This is a genomic window from Streptomyces sp. NPDC057486, assembly GCF_042802415.1.
Taxonomy (GTDB): Bacteria; Actinomycetota; Actinomycetes; order Streptomycetales; family Streptomycetaceae; genus Streptomyces; species Streptomyces yanii.
This window is the reverse complement of the sequence record NZ_JBHVEE010000007.1, coordinates 91,074-107,218: the sequence shown is the minus strand read 5'-3', so window position 1 is coordinate 107,218 and position 16,145 is coordinate 91,074. Positions and strand designations below refer to the sequence as shown.

Here is a 16,145-nt window from a genome sequence, read left to right as displayed (position 1 = left end):
TCCCTGAGCAGGTTCAAGCGTGCACAATTCTGATCGGTGTCCATATTCATGAACACGGTCACGCTAAGGCAGCCGCGCGGCGCAGGTCAAGAAGGGAGCGCGCGCCACGGAGCCGGAGTCGCACCGATCTTCTCCGCCGCGCGCGAGGTGCGCGACACTTGACGCGATGCGACCGCACTTCCTAGCGTGTCCATGCATGTGAATACTGGCCATGCATTTGATGTGTCGCACATATGTATGCACCGAGGAGATCCGCGCATGCCCGCTCCCCGCACCGTCCTGCTCACCGGCGCCGCCGGCGGCCTCGGCACCCTGATGCGCGGACTGCTGCCCGCGTACGGCTACGAGCTCCGCCTCTTCGATGTCGCCCCGATCGAGGGAGCGCCGGACGCGATCACGGCCGACCTCGGCGACAGGGAAGCGCTGCGGGAGGCCGTGCGGGGCGTCGACGCGATCATCCACCTCGCGGGCATCTCGCTGGAATCCTCCTTCGACAAGATCCTGCGGGCCAACATCGAGGGGACGTACAACCTCTACGAGGCGGCGCGCGAGGAAGGCGTCCGACGCATCGTTTTCGCCTCCTCCAACCACGCCATCGGCTACCACCCGCGCCCGCTCCCCGGCGACCCGCTGATCACGATCGACACACCGCGCCGCCCCGACACCTTCTACGGCCTCTCCAAGTCCTTCGGCGAGGACCTCGCCCAGCTCTACTGGGACAGGCACGCCATGGAGACCGTTTCCGTACGCATCGGCTCATGTTTCATGGAGCCGACATCGGTACGGATGCTGTCGGTCTGGATGAGCCCCGGCGACGGCGCCCGGCTCCTCCACGCCGCGCTCACCGCCGAGGACGTCGGCCACACCGTCGTCTACGGCTCCTCCGACAACACCCGTCTGTGGTGGGACCTGACGACGGCCCGGTCGCTGGGATACGAACCGCAGGACGACTCGGAGCAGTACGCGGAGAAGCTCGTCGCCGAACAGGGCGAACTCGACCCGGACAACCCGGACCATGCCCATCTCGGCGGACACTTCGTCACCGACCCGCCGATCTGGCCGTACTGACCCGACCCGAGGAACGAGAACGAAGGGCTCCGGCCGCGCCTGCGGGATACGGACCGGGCTCCTCGAAGAACAGGAGACGGCGGCCCGGCTCCTTGTCCGCTCTGCGCGGCCGCGGTCCGCAGAACGCGGTGCGCTCGCCCACGCGCGGCGTCGATATTCGCGCGACGTCACACCCGTGCACCGGGCAGAATGCGGATTCATGCCGAAACCATCCGGATTCCAGTACGAGCGGCACGCCGACGCGAGCGTCACCCTCACTCATCACGGCCGCCCCGCGGGAACCCTGCGCGGCAGCCGGGCGGAGAAGTTCCTGGCCGAGGTGGCGTCCGGGGACGCCCAGCTGGTGATGGCCCGCTGGACCGGCGCGTACAAGCACGGCAACGAGCGGACGGCCCGCAGCCACCCCCGCAACCAACCCGGTCGAAGGTAAGGGAACGGCAAAGCCGGGTCGTTCGTTACCCCGTGCATGACCGCTATGACACCTGGCTCGAACATCCCTCTCTCCGCCGCCCGTGTGGTGGTGGACGTCACCGCCCCTGTGCGGCTCGACGTCTCGGGCCTGCTGCTCACCGTCGACGGCAAGGTGCGTTCCGACGACGACTTCATCTTCTACAACCAGCCCACGGGCCCGGGCGTGACCTACCGCTCAGGCGGCGGCACGGCGCCGGACGCGATCGTGGTGGACACCACCGCGGTGCCGCCCGGCATCGAGAAGATCGTCGTCACGGCCAGCCCGGACGCGGCGGGCCAGACCTTCCAGGGCATCGAGCCCACCGCCACCGTGCGCAATGCGGACGACGGCAGCGTCCTCGCCACCTTCACCCCGCCCCGGCTGGGCGCCGAGACAGCGCTCGTGGTCATCGAGGTCTATCTCCGCAACGGCGCCTGGAAGGCCCGCGCGGTCGGCCAGGGCTATGCGAACGGGCTGGCCGGCATCGCCACGGACTTCGGCGTCTCGGTCGAGGAGGAGCCGGCCGCCGCGCCCGCCCCGGTCGCACCCCCGGTGCCCGCCGCCGCCCCCGTGGACCCGCGGATCGCCGCTCCTCCGGTCCCGGCCGCGCCGCCGGCTGCCGCTCCGGCGCCCACCGGATCCGGCAAGATCAACCTCGACAAGGGCCGGGTCAGCCTCCAGAAGAACCAGACGGTCTCCCTGGTCAAGGGCGGCCGCCCGCTGCTCTCGCAGGTCAAGATGGGGCTCGGATGGGAGCCCGCGTTCCGCGGCAAGGACATCGACCTCGATGCCTCGGTGATCGCCTACGGCCCCAACCGGAACCACCTGGACAGCTGCTACTTCGGCAAGCTCTCCATCCTGAACGGCGCGATCAAGCACTCCGGTGACAACCTCACGGGTGAGGGCGCGGGCGACGACGAGGTGATCGTCGTGGACCTCGGCCGGATCCCCCCGGAGGCGACCGGGCTGGTCTTCACGGTCAATTCGTTCACCGGCCAGAAGTTCACCGAGGTCGCCAAGGCCTACTGCCGGCTGGTCGACGCGACGACCGATGAGGAGCTGGTCCGCTTCGACCTGACCGGCGCCGAGCCGCAGACCGGCGTGATGATGGCGAAGCTGATCAAGCAGTTCTCCGGCGAGTGGGAAATGACGGCGATGGGTGACTTCGTGAAGTCGCGCACCGTCCGCGGCATGGTCAAGCCCGCCGCCCAGGCGCTGTAGGGCTGCGAAAAGCCCCTGGCACGCCTTCAGGGGCACCTGCGGGTGCAGGTGCCCCTGAAGCCGGAGAGCGTGACGGGGACGCGGACCCTGCGCGCGCTCGCCGCCCCTCTCAGAGCTTGGTCAGCTTGGAGTACGGGCTCAGGATCCTCCCCTGTCGCCCCGAGAAGTCAATGAGCACTGCGTCGTTGTCGCCCTCGACAGCAAGGACTCGGCCGAGTCCGAACTGGTCGTGCGACACCCTGTCGCCCACATCGAACAATTCGACCGGTGGGGCCGCCTGGGCCGGGCGGTTGAAGGGACTGGAAGGCAGGTAACGCCGGGATCCGGCTGACTGATTCATTACCTCGAGTATGCGCCCTGGGAACGCCCGACGCCATGCCCGACCACTCCCGGGGGCGCACTGGTGCCGGATTCGTGATCAGCGATTCCAGGGCCAGTCGGCGTCCCTACCCGCTTCGAGCAGGGGCACCATGCGGAATGCCGCGTCCGAAAGCCCCCCGAAGGTGTGGCGGTTCGCGCTTCCCGACGGGGCGTGACCGACCCGGTATCCGGCCAGGTTCCAGGTGTAGACGGGCACGTCGGACGGCACGGCCGTGGTGGCATCCGCGGCGTACGAGAACGACGCCTGCTCGTCGGTGACGATCAGTACGCGGTCGTGCTTGCGGAAGTGCCGACGCACCGCCTCCGCGGTGTTGGTGCCGCCGAGGTCACCGAAGCGCTCCAGGACCTTCAGGACGGACTCGCCCTTCCGGTACGCGACTGATGCGCTGTTCGTGCCGAACTGCACCAGATCGGCCTCGTCGGCCCGCAGCGCCAGCGCCGCACCGAAGATCGCGGCGGCGTCGGCCCGGTTGAGCTGGGAGCGGTCCGAGAGGGGCGACCACATCGAGCCCGAGCGGTCGACCAGGATCAGCGTCCGCCCGCGCAGGGCGGGGACACGCGCCAGCGAATGGCCGAGCGCCTGCTCCAGCGGGTAGGCCCACCGCAGCGACGGAGCGTGCCGGTACGCCGCGAGATAGCGGAACGGGAACTGCCGCGATGCGGCGACCACGGCCGGGTCGGAGATCTTCGCCGCCACCTGGGCGGCGACCTCGTCCGAGACACCGGCCTCGTCGAAGTTCCGCAGATTGCGAACGAGCGCCATCGCCCCCATCGACGGGATGACCGCCTCCCAGGCCGCGGCGTCCATCGGCCCCTGCAGCCACCCCGCGAGTGCCTCCCACGTCATGCCTGCCGCGGCCAGTCGATCGGCCCCGCCGGGTGCGGTCACGACGGCCCGCCGCTCCTCGACCGGCAGCTCCATCAGCGCGCGGTGGGCGGTGAGGATGCGGTTCGAGGCGGGCGGAACCGCCGCCTCCGGGTGGTGCCTGCGATCGAGCGCGTAACGGAACAGCTCGCCCTGCCCTGCCTTTTCCGGGTCGGGCACGGCGTGCACCAGGTTCAGGATGTCACCGAAGCGGTAGCCCTTGGACGCGGTGTCGTACTTGAGCAGCGATGTCGCGTGGTAGAGACGGCGTACGGCATCGGCGATCCCGCGCTTGACGGGCTTCGGCACGGCGCGGCCGTACCGCGAGGTCCAGTACCCGAGCAGCTCACCGGGCTCGTCGGCGCGCAGCAGGACGGAGTCGACGACCTGCCGGTTGGACGGTCCGTCCTCGGCACCCGCGTCGAGCCGCGCCTTCACGTATTCGGCGGCGCCGACGATCGACGCGGTCCGCATCCCGCCCTCGCGGCGCAGCCACCCCAGCAGACCGGCGGTCCACTCGGGGTCGCCGACGGCGAGGATACGCACCAGCTCCACGAAACGGCTGTCGCGCTGCTCGGCGTTCTCGTAAAAGGTCTCCTGCGAAACGAAATTGGCGACCGCGAGCAGAAAGAGCTCGGAGCGGTTGTCGCGAAGATATCCGCGGCCGCCCTGATGGGTGGACGCGGTGCGCCCGGTGGACTGCACGGGCGAGGCGACACGAGGCCTGGTGGTACGGGTGTTGAAGCGGGTCATGATGAATTCCCCCGAATTCATTCGGAGGAGGAACAGCGCGTGCGGTGCCCGAGAAGAGGAGTCGGCGACGGCATTTCTGATGCTCTACCCAGTTGAGCTACCGGCCGTGGCCGGACGGGACTTGAACCCGCAACCGTCAGTTCACATGAAGTAGCCGTCGCCTGCGCACCGGGCACCCCGGCGCTGCGCCTCCCGAGATCGGATTCGGCGACGGCGGAACTCGTTTCGAAGAAGTAGCCGCGGCCTGCGCACCGGGAGGTGCATGCAATGCGTGAAATTGTCTGTGCCCAGAGATCGGATTCGGCGGAACCGACGAGGGCGTTCCACCCCTGAACCACACCGGTCGGAAAACCGGCGGCGGGACTCGAACCCGCGATCTCCCCCTTGGAAGTAGGTCCTGCCTTCGCACCTGGACACGGACAGCACCCTAGAGGATCAACCTCCGGACGCACCAAGGCTTTTCATCGGAGCCCCGGAGCGGTCCGGGCGGCGTTACCGGTTCGGCTGGCGCTTCCACGGGCCCGTGATGGCGAGCATGATGCCGGGCGTCTGGATGTTGGCGAACAGCGTCTTCCCGTCGGGCGAGAAGGTGACCCCGGTGAACTCGCTGTACTCCGGCTTCTCAGCCGTGCCCGCGTTCAGCTCGTTGCGCGCGATCGGGTACGTACGGCCGCTCTCGGTCGCCCCGAAGAGGTGCTGGATGCCCTCGCCGTCCTCGGCGATGACCAGACCGCCGTACGGCGAGACGGTGATGTTGTCCGGGCCGTCGAACGCGCCGTCCTTCGCCGGGTCGGCGTTCACCCCGAGGAGCACCTTCAGCGTCAGCGTGCGGCGCTTCGGGTCGTAGAACCAGACCTGGCCGTCGTGCTGGACGGGGCTCTCCGCGCGGGCGAACGAGGAGACGATGTACGCGCCGCCGTCGCCCCACCACATGCCTTCGAGCTTGCGGGCACGGGTGACGTCCTGGTTGCCGAACTGCTTGCGCACGGAGACGGTCTTGGCGTCACGGTCGACGACGTCGACCCAGTCCACGCCGTACACGGTGCCGATCTTCGTGGCGCGGGACAGGTCGTCGACGAACTGACCGCTGCTGTCGAAGCACTTGGTGGCCTGGAGGACACCGGCGTCGTCGGCGAGCGTGCGCAGCTTGCCGCGGCCGTGCTTGAAGCCGTGCGGCGGAACCCAGCGGTAGAGCAGCCCGTTGGGACCGGCCGCGTCCTCGGTCAGGTAGGCGTGGCCGCTCTTGGGGTCGATGACGACGGCCTCGTGGGCGTACCGGCCGAACGCCTTGATGGGACGCGGGTCGCGGTTGGCGCGCTTGTCGTACGGGTCGACCTCGAAGACGTAGCCGTGGTCCTTGAGCAGACCGTTCTTGCCGGCCTTGTCCTCGGTCTCCTCACAGGTGAGCCAGGTGCCCCACGGGGTGGCCCCACCGGCGCAGTTGGTGGACGTGCCGGCGATGCCGACCCACTCGGCCGTCTGGCCGTCGCGGCGGGTCTCGACGACGGTGCAGCCACCGGCGGCGATCGGGTCGTAGACGAGACCCTCGGCGAGCGGGACCGGGTGCTCCCAGCCGGCCCGGGTGCCGCTCAGCTCGTGGTTGTTGACCAGCAGGGTGACACCGCGCGGGCCCTCGAAGGTGGCCGTGCCGTCGTGGTTGGAGGGGGTGTACTCGCCGGAATCCAGCTTGGTGACACCGCTGTGCGTGATGATGCGGTACGAGAATCCGGCGGGAAGCGCGAGTATGCCCTTCGGGTCGGCGACCAGCGGCCCGTAGCCGGGCTCGTCGCTGTGACCGTGACCGGAATCGCCGTCGTGGCCCTGCCCGGATTCCTCGGCGGCAAGGGCGCCCGGGGCGGTGGCCAGCGCGGCGACGGTACCCGTCAGGGCGATTCCGGCGCCGGTGAGGGCGGACTGCTTGGTGAATTCCCTGCGAGTGAAGGGCATCACGTACTCCTGGAGCAGCTGGGGCGGGTTGGTTGCGGGCTCACACTCCCGCCCCTGCGCTAACGGAAGTTGAACTGACGGCGACTTCGAACGGCACGCTTCCCGTGCACCTTCACGAAGTCGCCGGCACCGGCATTCCCGCAGCTGCCCGCCCCGGCCGCCGTGTCCCGCTTCAGCCGCCCGACCGCGACCGCGCCTTGAACGCCGCCTTGCGGGCGTCCTTCGCCATCTTCTTGTCGCCGTGCAGCCGCCCCATCGCCTCCAGGACGTCCGCCGTTGCCGGGTGCTCCACCCGCCACGCCTGGTCGAAGAATCCGCTGTGCTGGCTGGACAGCCCTTCGACCAGCCCTTGGAGCTCGTCCAGGTCGCCGTCCGCTTCCAGCTGCGCGGCAATCGTGTCGATGGCCAGCCAGAAGATCATCGCCTCCGGCGGCGCAGGCACGTCCGCCGCACCGCGCTCCGCGAGCCAGACCCGGGCGAGGCCGCCCAGCTCCGCGTCGTCGAGCACCGCGCGGACCGCGGGCTCCGCCTCCGCGCCGACCAGGGCGAGCGCCTGCTGGCAGTGCAGCCGACGGAGCGGGGCCTGCTGGTCCGCGCCGCGTGCCGCGTCCAGCAGCTCGGCCGCGGCGCCGTCCGCACCGCGGCGGGCGAGCCACTGCTCGACCTCGCTGCGGGCCGCCGGCTCCGGGTAGTACGCGACGCCGCCGAGCAGCGCGTCGGCGCCCTTGTCGGCGAGATCGCCGATCGCGGGGGCATCGACACCGGCCTCCAGCATCCGGGCCCGGATGCCGTACAGACCGAGGGGGGTCAGCTTCACCATGCCGTACCGGCTGATGTCCTCGTCGTCGGCGGGCGGCTGCGCCCGGTCGGCCTCCTCGACGAGCAACGCCTCGTCCACCGGCTGGTAGGCGACGAGCCCGATCGGCTCGAGGAGCCGGAACTGGTCGTCGAGGCGCATCATCGCCTCCGACACCTGCTCCAGGATGTCGTCGGTGGGCTCGTCCATGTCGTCGGGCACGATCATCGACGCGGCGAGCGCGGGCAGCGGGACGGGTGCCTCGCTGTCGCCGCCGTCGCCGACCGTGAGCAGGTACAGGTTGCCGAGCACGCCGTCGAGGAATTCGGCTTCCGCCTCCGGGTCCCAGTCCAGGGCGTCGAAGTCGATCGAGCCGTCCTCGTCGACGAGATCGGTGAGGTCGTCGAAGAAGGGCGCGGTGGCATCGGCGTGCACGGCCTCCAGGCCGTCGAGCCAGATCGCGAGGACGTCCTGCGGGGAGCCACCGGTCAGCAGCCCCAGGTTCTCGCCCGCGGAAACGGTTCCCTCCGCGTCGTCCCCCTCCGCTTCGCCCTCCGGGTCATGGACGTCGAGGAGCCCGGTGTCGACCGCGAGCCGCCACGCCTCACTGGCGTCGGCCGCGCCGTCCTCGTCGGCCGCCAGCCCGAGGTGCTCGGCCGCCGCGGGCAGCTGTGCTTCGACGAGCTCGCCACCGGCGCCGACCCGGGTCTCCGGTCCCGCCCAGCGGGCGAGCCGGACTGCGCGGGCGAGCAGCGGCGCGACGAGCGCGTCCCGTGCCAGCTCCGCCTCGGTGTGCAGTCGTACCGGCGGCAGGGTGGGACGCTCTGCGGACATCAGGTGGTTCTCCTCGGGCGTACGGGTTTCAGTCCGGCCGGTGACGGGGGGCGGGGTCATGGGGGGACGTGCCTTCTCCCATCCCTCATGTGCCGGTCGGACTCAGGCCGCTCAAGCGTAGACGCTTTTCGCCCGATCCCGCCTGGTTCATGCAAAGGACGGCGAACGGCCTCCCGGGAACCCTTGACAACTCCCGTGCACGATCTGGAGATTGACGCAGAAATCGGCTTCGCTCCGGCTACCGCCCTTCATGGTCGTGAGCAGCCCCTGAGCGTCCTTCTCGCCCTCTGTCGGCGCGTACCGCGTGATCGGATTCGTGGCGTCGGGTCAGCTCTGCCGGTTCTCGGTCCACAGACGGAGCTTCTCCGGGTTGCGGATCGCCCAGATGCGAGTGATACGGCCGGCGGTGAGGTCGAACGCCGCCACGGTCACGGAGACGCCGGCGTGCTGGGCGACCAGGCCGGGCCGGCCGTTGACCGTCCGCTCCAGGAGCGTCAGCCCAGGGGCTTTGCCGGCGATGTGGATCAAGTACTGGGCGATGCGTTCGCTGCCCTCGACCGGGCGGAGGGCGGCGCCGACCAGTCCGCCGCCGTCGGCGATCATCGTGGCGTCCGGGTCGAGGAGGTCGACGAGGGCTCCGATGTCCCTGGCCTCCCACGCCTCCTTGAAATGCCGCACCAGACCGGCCTGCCCGGCCGTCGGAACCGCCGGAGCCTGCGCGGCGCGAATGCGTCGACGGGCCGAGGACGCCAGCTGTCGACAGGCAGCCGGCGTCCGGCCGACGATCTCGGCGACCTCGGCGAAGGGGTACCGGAAGACGTCGTGCAGGATGAACGCCACGCGTTCGGCCGGCGTCATCGACTCCAGTACGACGAGGAAGGCCATGTTCACCGACTCGTCCAGGGTGACCCGGTCGGCGGGGTCGGCCGGCTCGGCCCTGCCGCCGCCCGCCGGCCCGCTGATCCACTCCGCACGGTCGGGCAGCGGCTCGGGTATCCATTCGCCGACGTAGCGCTCGCGCCTGACCCGCGCGGAGCCGAGCAGGTCCAGGCAGATGCGGCCGGCCACCGTCGTCAGCCAGGCGCCGGGCGACTCGATGGCCTCCTGCTGTTGCCGCGACATCGCGTACCAGCGCGCGTAGGTCTCCTGCACGGCGTCCTCGGCCTCGGCCAGCGAACCGAGCAGCCGGTAGGCGAGATTGATCAGCTGGCGCCGCTCGCCGACGATCGCGCTCGGGCCCGGCTCGGACCGATCATTCCCTGGCTCGGACGGGGTGCTCATGGTGGCGGCCGCTCCCTGGTTCTTCTCGTTCGTTTCCGCTTTCGCCACTTCGGCGGAACACCGCACGCGACGGTGAGGTCGGCCCTTCGCCTCACATTTCGCGGTCCCACGTCGTCGGACTGTCGAGACACTACCGATCCACCGCCGCGAGGCAGAAAAGGGGACCGCGTCATGGCCACCCGGACGACAGCAGAGACGACTGCGGAGCAGCGCAGCCTCACGTTCCTGCAGGTCGCGATCGGCCTGCAGACCTTGGCCGTCTTCTTCCAGGCGGTCACCGCCGGGCTGCTGCTGTCCTCGTCCTACGGCGAGGAACTGCACAGCGCCGGAGCGCGCGTGATGTACGCCGCATCGATGTTGTACGTGCTCGCCGCGGTCCTGGCGTGGCGGCCGGGCGGCGGGACGCCCCGCCCCATCCTGTACGCGTCCGGCTTCCTCGTGCTCGCTTCGGTACAGGTGGTGCTGGGCATCGCGCACGTGCCGTCGCTCCATGTCCCCCTGGGCGTCCTGATGTTCGGCCTGAGCGTGCTGGCGCTGGGCCAGGTGCTGTTCGCCCGCTTGTCGCAGCGCCCAGGCACCCGGTCGTCGTAGCAGCGCGAACCACCGTCGCCACCGCCGACCATCCACAGATCGGATACACCTTCTGCCGCGTGGCCTTCATGACCTGCTCCGGCGTGGGCGCGAGAGCGGCGAGGACATCGATGGCCTCGCGCAAGGTCGGGCGGCCGCACCGGTATCCGGCCACCGACCTCTCCGGCGCACGTGCCAGACTCCTGGTCGTGATCCTTCGCGTCGCCACCCGCCCCGACCTGCCCGCCGTCCTCGCGCTCCTCGCCGACGAGGAGCAGGTCGTCGACCCGGCCTCGGTCGTGGTCGACGACGCGTACGAGAACGCCTTCGCCGCCATCGAGAGCGACCCGCGCAACGAGATGCTGGTGCTGGTGGACGGAGACACCGTGCTCGGCTGCCTGCAGGTGACGTACATACCGGGGCTCGGCAAGCACGGCGAGGAGCGGGCGCTGGTCGAGGCGGTGAGGATCAGGGCGGACCGGCGGGGCGGCGGGCTGGGTCGGGAGCTGATGAAGCAGGCCGTCGACCGGGCCCGCCTGCGGGGGTGCGGGCTGGTGCAGCTGACCAGCAACAAGCGGCGCACGGACGCGCACCGGTTCTACGAGTCGCTGGGCTTCGCCCGCAGCCACGAAGGCTTCAAGCTCGCCCTCTGATCCCCGCCCGGGGCACTACGGGGGCGAAACGGCGCGCCAGGCGGTCATGTTCAGCTCGTCGAGCAGCCGTACGTCACTCCCCTCCAGCGGGAACGTGCGCGCCTCCAGCCCCGGGGCCGGTGCGATCTCCAGCGCGTCGCCCTCGATGAGGTCGCCGCCGGTCGGGGTGGACACCCAGGCGAGCAGCGCGTTCAGCGTCTTCCCCGGCTTCAGCATGACCTCCTTCGGCCCGCGGTCGGTCCCCATGTACGAGGAGCCGGGGTTCACCGGAACCGGCAGCGGATCACCTTCGTCGTCGAGAGCCCGCACGGACGGGTAGCCGTCCACCCGGAACGGCTTGCTGCCACAGTTGGTGAGGGTGAGCGACACGGCCCGGTGGCCCAGCGCCGCTTGCACCTCACCCATGTCCACGACGACGCCGGAGGACGGGCAGTCGCCGGTGGCGACGGCGCTCGGGGTGGGTGCGGAACCGGACACGTCCCCCGCGGGCGGCCGGTCGGCGGACGGGGCGACGGCCAGGTCGGACGGATCCAGCTGGTCCGCGTGCACATCCGGCGTGTACGAGGTGCTCGGAGTCGGCTCCGGCTCGCCCTCGCCCGCCGGGACGAGAAATCCGGCGCATCCCGACAGGGTCAGCGCCAGCGCCCCGGCGAGGCAGGCGGCCACCACCCCTCCCCGTGCTCCGGTGCCCGTCCTCGTGCCCGCCGGTCCTCGCATACTCGTGCACCCGCCCCCGCATCGGCCTGCCGCATAGGCGTTCGATCATGCCAGACCGCGCTCCCGGGCCCCCGCCGACGGTTGAGCATTGCTTCCCCATCACCTCAAGCAGAACTAAGTGGACCTTCACGGTCGGGGCGGCGCACACTTCGGACATGACAGTCCCTGGAGCCCCTGCAACCCCCGCAGCCCCGTTCGGCCGCGCCCTCTGCGCCATGATCACGCCGTTCACCTCCGACGGCGAGCTGGACCTGGACGCCGCCGGCACCCACGCCGCCGGTCTCGTCGCCGACGGCTGCGACGGCCTGGTACTCAGCGGCACCACCGGTGAATCCCCGACCACCACCGACGCCGAGAAGACCGCGCTGCTGCGCACGGTCCGCGCGGCGGTCGGCGACGGTGTGCCGCTGGTCGCCGGGGTCGGCAGTGCGGACACCCGGCACACCGTCGAGCTGGCCCGACAGGCCGAACGGGCAGGCGCGGACGGCCTGTTGGTCGTGACGCCCTACTACAGCAGACCGCCGCAGCCCGCCGTCGAGGCACACTTCCGGCGGGTCGCCGACGCGACCGGCATTCCGCTGATGCTGTACGACATCCCCGGCCGCACCGGCACCCGCATCGAGCCGGAGACCCTGCTGCGGCTCGCGGACCATCCGCGCATCGTGGCAGTGAAGGACTGCGCGTACGACCTGCTCGGCTCGACAAAGGTGATCGGGGCCGGCTCGCTCTCGTACTACTCGGGCTGCGAGGAGCTCAACCTGCCGCTGTACGCGGTGGGCGCGGCAGGCTATGTGAGTACGGTCGCCAATGTGGCGCCCCGGCAGCTGCGGGCGGTCCTGGACGCTTTCGACGCCGGGGACACCGCCGGGGCGGCCCGGCTCAACCGGCTGACCATTCCGCTGGCCGAGTTGATGATGTCGTCCGGGCTGCCCGGCACCGTGACGGCCAAGGCACTGCTCGGCGCCGGACCGGTCCGGGAACCGCTGCAGCCCGCCGGGCGCGAGGCGGCCGACGGGCTGCGGAAGGCGTACGAGGAACTCCTCGCCGCTACGAGTGTGAGCTCCGCCCAGCTCCTCTCAGTGCCGTGACCGGCAATGTCCGCCCCATGAGGAGCGATATCCGGCGCGGTCGCGAGGGGCACTGGTGCTGCGACCGGAAAGGTTCGCCGGGAAGCTCGCGGCGTCCGGTGCGGTGCATCGCAAGGCGGAGGATCGCCCTCGTACCGGACGTACTCGGGTGATGCGACAACGCAGCGAGGTGCCGTGCCGGGCGTCGCGGGGCAGGCGGGACTTCCGACACACGCCCTAGTTGTGGCTGTGCAGGACCTCGTTGAGGCCGCCCCACACCGCGTTGTTCGGGCGGGCCTCGACGGCGCCGGTGACCGAGTTGCGGCGGAAGAGGATGTTCGAGGCGCCGGAGAGCTCCCGCGCCTTGACGATCTGGCCGTCCGGCAGGGTGATGCGCGTACCCGCGGTGACGTACAGCCCCGCTTCGACGACACACTCGTCGCCGAGCGCGATCCCGACGCCCGCCTCGGCGCCGATCAGGCAGCGCTCACCGATGACGATGCGCTCCTTGCCGCCGCCGGAGAGGGTGCCCATCGTCGAGGCACCGCCACCGATGTCGGAGCCGTTGCCGACGACGACGCCCGCGGAGATGCGGCCCTCGATCATCGACGTGCCGAGCGTGCCGGCGTTGAAGTTGACGAAGCCCTCGTGCATGACCGTCGTACCGGCGGCGAGGTGCGCCCCGAGCCTGACCCGGTCGGCGTCAGCGATCCGGACGCCCTTCGGGGCGACGTAGTCCGTCATCCGGGGGAACTTGTCGACCGAGGTGACCTGGAGGTGCAGGCCGTCGGCGCGGGCGTTCAGCCGCACCTTCTCCAGGTCGTCGACGGCGACCGGACCGAGCGACGTCCAGGCGACGTTGGTCAGGAGGCCGAAGACGCCGTCCAGGTTCTGGCCGTGCGGCTGGACGAGACGGTGCGAGAGGAGGTGCAGGCGCAGGTACGCGTCGTGGGCGTCGAGCGGCTTGTCGTCGAGCGAGGCGATGACCGTGCGCACGGCGACGACCTCGACACCGCGGCGGGCGTCCACGCCGACGGCCTTGGCCGCGCCCTCGCCGAGGAGGTTCACGGCCTGGTCGGGGGCGAGCCGCTCGGTTCCGGCCGGGCCGGGCTCGGCGGAGAGCTCGGGTGCGGGGAACCAGGTGTCGAGAACGGAACCGTCGCCGGCGATGGTGGCGAGGCCGGCGGCGACGGCGCCGGTGGTGCGGGAAGTCGTGTCGGTCATGACACGAAACCTAACCGGCCGGGCCCCGCCGGAGCCAACCGGTCTCGCCGGATGGTCGCGGCGGGGCCCCACCCGCCCCGACCACCCGGTCAGCCGGGCTGCGCCTGCCGCTCGGGCACCGGGGTCCGCGCCGGGGCCACCTCTCGCACCGGCCCCCGCAGCCGCCGCGCCGCCAGCACCGCCGCCCCCGCACAGCCGGCCAGGACCGCGCACACCGGCCAGAGCAGATCGGGCGCGGCCGCGTAGAGTGCGCCGCCGAGCGGCGGGGCCAGCACCTGGCCGCTGATGGACGCCCCCGCGTACAGGCTCTGGAAGCGGCCCTGCACATGGCTGGGTGCCTGGTCGGCGACGTACGCCGTGGCGGTGGACTTGTACAGGACCTCGCCGGCGGTCAGCGACACCATCATGGTGACGGCGAACAGCACACCGGCCCCCGGGATCAGTGCCGCGAATCCCAGCCCCACCAGCAGCAGCCCGGCACCCACGATGCTCAGCGGGGCCCGTCGGCGCAGCGCGTGCGCCACCGGGAGTTCGAGGCAGAGGATGACGCCGCCGTTGATGGCGAGCAGCCACCCGTAGAACTGGGCGCTGCGGCCGTGATCGGCGAGGAACACGGGCAGGGTGGAGTACTGCTGCCGGTAGACGAAATCGACACAGAGGATCGCGGCGAGCAGCACCGGCACCGCGGGTCTGACCCGCAGCTCCCGCCAGAGCCCTGGTGCGCCGGGGTCGTACGCCGGCCGGGTGTGTACGGTGCCGCGGGCCGGGAGCACCTTCGATGCGTACGCGGCGAAGAGCAGTGTCCCGAGACCGTCGGCGACGAACAGCGGGCCGTACGAGAAGTGGGCGGCGATCAGTGCGCCGAGCGGTGGGCCGACGGCGAAGGCGGCGTTGCTCCCGGCGCGCATCAGGGCGAAGCTCTGGCGCCTGCCGCCCTCGGGGACGGAGACGGCGACGAGGGCCGCGTTGGCGGCACGTACGACGCCTGCCGCGTACTGGGCGAGCGGCAGAACCCCGTACATCGCCGCGACCGGCAGGACCGGCAAGGTGACGAGCGCCGCGCCGCTCACCAGCGCGCCCGTCAGGAGCATCCGGCGGTGACCGTAGTGGTCGCCGAACCAGCCGCCGGTGAAGTTGCCGGCGACCAGACCGATGCCGCCGATGCCCGCGATCACTCCGGCCTGCGGCACGGTGAGTCCGCGCGGTCCGGTCAAGTAGACGAAGAGATAGACGAAGGTGAAGCTGACGACTCCGTTGAGGAAGCCTCCCAAGGCCAGCAGCCGTACCGTCCGTGGTACGTCCCGCACCATCCCGAAGATCCTCATCGGCAGCACCCTCCCCCAGTGAGTTCCTTTTGGGAACGGACTATGGCAGCATGCAGTCGGCAGGTCAATCCGGTAAGGGGCGGCCTCGACACGGGCAAGAACGGAAGAAGACGAAGTCATGCCGCAGCGCACCAGCCTGTCCGACGCCGACTGCGCGATCGCCCAGGCCCTCGATGTCGTCGGCGACTGGTGGACCCTGCTGATCGTGCGCGACACCGCGCGCGGGGTGCACCGCTTCGACGCGCTCCAGCACGAGCTGGGCATGTCCCGCAAGGTGCTCACCGAGCGGCTGCGGCTGCTGGTGGACGCGGGCGTACTGTCCCGGGATCCGTACCAGGACCGCCCGGTGCGGTACGAGTACCGGCTCACCCCGCGCGGCCGCGCGCTGCTGCCGGTACTGATCGCGCTCCAGGACTGGGGCGACACCTGGGTGATGGGAGACGGGGAGACGATGGCGACGGCCACGGAGACGTCCAAGGAGGCGGCGCGGGTCCACGCCCTGGTGGGCACCCGCCTGCCGGAGCTTCAACTCCTCGACCACGACGGCGAGTTGCGCGACCCGGTCGCCGACACCCCGCACACCGTCCTGTACTGCTTCCCCGGCGCGTACGCCCGCCGGGACGCCTACCCGCCGGGCTGGGCCGAGATCCCGGGCGCGAGCGGCTGCACCCTCGAATCCTGCACGTACCGCGACCAGTTGGCCGAGTTCACCGCAGCGGGGGCGACGGTGCACGGAGTTTCCACCCAACGCCCCGACGAGCAGCGGGCGTTCGCGGACGCGGAGGGGCTGCGCTTCCCGCTCCTGTCCGACGCGGAAATGGAACTGGCGGCGGCGCTGCGACTGCCGACGTTCCGGGCGGCGGGAGTCAGCCGGCTGAAGCGGCTGACCCTGGTGGTGGACCGGGACCGGACAGTCCGCGAGGCGCTGTATCCGATCACGGACATCGCGGCGAGCGTGCAGGCGGCCCTGGCGGCGGTCCGCCGCTGACATC

At 70.9% G+C, this 16,145-nt stretch carries 15 protein-coding genes; 7 read left to right on the top strand and 8 right to left on the bottom strand.

All coding sequences use genetic code 11. The features are described 5' to 3' along the window. Positions 1-258: 258 nt before the first annotated feature. The 3 genes from ACFU6I_RS06005 to ACFU6I_RS05995 all read left to right on the top strand — a co-directional run bounded on the left by ACFU6I_RS06005 (position 259) and on the right by ACFU6I_RS05995 (position 2,740). Positions 259-1,068: an NAD-dependent epimerase/dehydratase family protein gene (locus tag ACFU6I_RS06005; RefSeq protein WP_384362122.1), complete on the top strand. Its 810-nt coding sequence runs from the start codon at positions 259-261 to the stop codon at positions 1,066-1,068. A 199-nt stretch (positions 1,069-1,267) separates the two neighbouring features. Then, positions 1,268-1,498, top strand: a complete 231-nt coding sequence (locus tag ACFU6I_RS06000) for a hypothetical protein (RefSeq protein ID WP_384362119.1) — start codon at positions 1,268-1,270, stop codon at positions 1,496-1,498. Positions 1,499-1,534: 36 nt separating this feature from the next. Beyond that, positions 1,535-2,740 (top strand): TerD family protein, encoded by a 1,206-nt coding sequence (locus ACFU6I_RS05995; protein ID WP_384362116.1) that lies wholly within the window; start codon positions 1,535-1,537, stop codon positions 2,738-2,740. Positions 2,741-2,849: 109 nt separating this feature from the next. Here ACFU6I_RS05995 and ACFU6I_RS05990 read toward each other — a convergent pair whose 3' ends face one another. From ACFU6I_RS05990 to sigJ, 5 genes are all read right to left on the bottom strand, one after another. After that, entirely contained in the window at positions 2,850-3,080 is a 231-nt protein-coding gene (locus ACFU6I_RS05990; protein WP_384362113.1) for a hypothetical protein, read from the bottom strand. A gap of 78 nt (positions 3,081-3,158) precedes the next feature. After that, positions 3,159-4,739, bottom strand: coding sequence for a TROVE domain-containing protein (locus ACFU6I_RS05985; protein ID WP_384362110.1), 1,581 nt, complete (start codon positions 4,737-4,739; stop codon positions 3,159-3,161). A 492-nt stretch (positions 4,740-5,231) separates the two neighbouring features. Next, positions 5,232-6,686, bottom strand: a complete 1,455-nt coding sequence (locus ACFU6I_RS05980; RefSeq protein WP_384362107.1) for an alkaline phosphatase PhoX — start codon at positions 6,684-6,686, stop codon at positions 5,232-5,234. Positions 6,687-6,858: 172 nt separating this feature from the next. Next, on the bottom strand, positions 6,859-8,316 hold the full coding sequence (locus ACFU6I_RS05975) for a hypothetical protein (protein ID WP_384362104.1): 1,458 nt from the start codon (positions 8,314-8,316) through the stop codon (positions 6,859-6,861). 327 nt (positions 8,317-8,643) lie between these two features. Beyond that, positions 8,644-9,597, bottom strand: a complete 954-nt coding sequence (sigJ, locus tag ACFU6I_RS05970; RefSeq protein ID WP_384362101.1) for an RNA polymerase sigma factor SigJ — start codon at positions 9,595-9,597, stop codon at positions 8,644-8,646. Positions 9,598-9,768: 171 nt separating this feature from the next. Between sigJ and ACFU6I_RS05965 the strand changes: the two genes are divergently transcribed. Together ACFU6I_RS05965 and ACFU6I_RS05960 are read left to right on the top strand one after the other, a co-directional pair. Next, positions 9,769-10,188, top strand: coding sequence for a hypothetical protein (locus ACFU6I_RS05965; protein WP_384362098.1), 420 nt, complete (start codon positions 9,769-9,771; stop codon positions 10,186-10,188). 188 nt (positions 10,189-10,376) lie between these two features. Next, a complete protein-coding gene (locus ACFU6I_RS05960) occupies positions 10,377-10,820 on the top strand; it encodes a GNAT family N-acetyltransferase (RefSeq protein ID WP_384362223.1) in 444 nt (147 codons plus the stop codon). A 15-nt stretch (positions 10,821-10,835) separates the two neighbouring features. Here ACFU6I_RS05960 and ACFU6I_RS05955 read toward each other — a convergent pair whose 3' ends face one another. Continuing rightward, positions 10,836-11,537: a DUF4232 domain-containing protein gene (locus ACFU6I_RS05955; RefSeq protein ID WP_384362095.1), complete on the bottom strand. Its 702-nt coding sequence runs from the start codon at positions 11,535-11,537 to the stop codon at positions 10,836-10,838. A 155-nt stretch (positions 11,538-11,692) separates the two neighbouring features. Between ACFU6I_RS05955 and dapA the strand changes: the two genes are divergently transcribed. Continuing rightward, positions 11,693-12,625, top strand: coding sequence for a 4-hydroxy-tetrahydrodipicolinate synthase (dapA, locus tag ACFU6I_RS05950; protein WP_384362092.1), 933 nt, complete (start codon positions 11,693-11,695; stop codon positions 12,623-12,625). Positions 12,626-12,841: 216 nt separating this feature from the next. On the opposite strand, the gene dapD is transcribed toward dapA, so the two are convergent. Further along, positions 12,842-13,828 carry a 2,3,4,5-tetrahydropyridine-2,6-dicarboxylate N-succinyltransferase gene (gene dapD / locus ACFU6I_RS05945; protein WP_384362089.1) on the bottom strand — a complete coding sequence of 329 codons (987 nt, stop codon included), beginning with the start codon at positions 13,826-13,828 and terminating at the stop codon, positions 12,842-12,844. A gap of 89 nt (positions 13,829-13,917) precedes the next feature. Then, a complete protein-coding gene (locus ACFU6I_RS05940; protein WP_384362087.1) occupies positions 13,918-15,153 on the bottom strand; it encodes an MFS transporter in 1,236 nt (411 codons plus the stop codon). A 118-nt stretch (positions 15,154-15,271) separates the two neighbouring features. On the opposite strand from ACFU6I_RS05940, the gene ACFU6I_RS05935 reads away from it, so the two are divergent. Beyond that, positions 15,272-16,141 carry a winged helix-turn-helix transcriptional regulator gene (locus ACFU6I_RS05935; RefSeq protein WP_384362084.1) on the top strand — a complete coding sequence of 290 codons (870 nt, stop codon included), beginning with the start codon at positions 15,272-15,274 and terminating at the stop codon, positions 16,139-16,141. The last annotated feature ends 4 nt before the right edge of the window (positions 16,142-16,145 follow it).